Below are 251 nucleotides of genomic sequence, written 5' to 3'. Positions count from 1 at the left end.
CTTGGCTCCGATCTCTTCCCATTCGGTCGATAGATGCTGACGAGCGGTCGGTGCGATGGCGTCCGGTCCACCGCGCCGCTGAATTAGCCAAAAGTTCTTTCAGCCTTCCCTTGGCAATCAACGCCAGCTTCCGTTCCTTGAGACACTTTGCGGGGCTCCCGATCTCCGGCGTGTCGATGCCGCTGACGAATGGAACGCCTTCCCCCAGCAATCGCGTGTTTTGCCCATCGCACTTGACGTGTCGCCGTCGA

The 251-nt window shown here is 59.8% G+C and carries 1 pseudogene; it reads right to left on the bottom strand.

The features are described from left to right. Positions 1-251 (bottom strand): annotated as a pseudogene (locus EOD29_RS37695) (thermonuclease family protein); the annotation flags it as partial.

The sequence above is a fragment of the Mesorhizobium sp. M1A.T.Ca.IN.004.03.1.1 genome (assembly GCF_003997555.1).
In the GTDB taxonomy this organism is placed as follows: domain Bacteria; phylum Pseudomonadota; class Alphaproteobacteria; order Rhizobiales; family Rhizobiaceae; genus Mesorhizobium.
The sequence above is the reverse complement of the archived record's forward strand: the minus strand, read 5'-3'. Positions and strand labels throughout refer to the sequence as shown.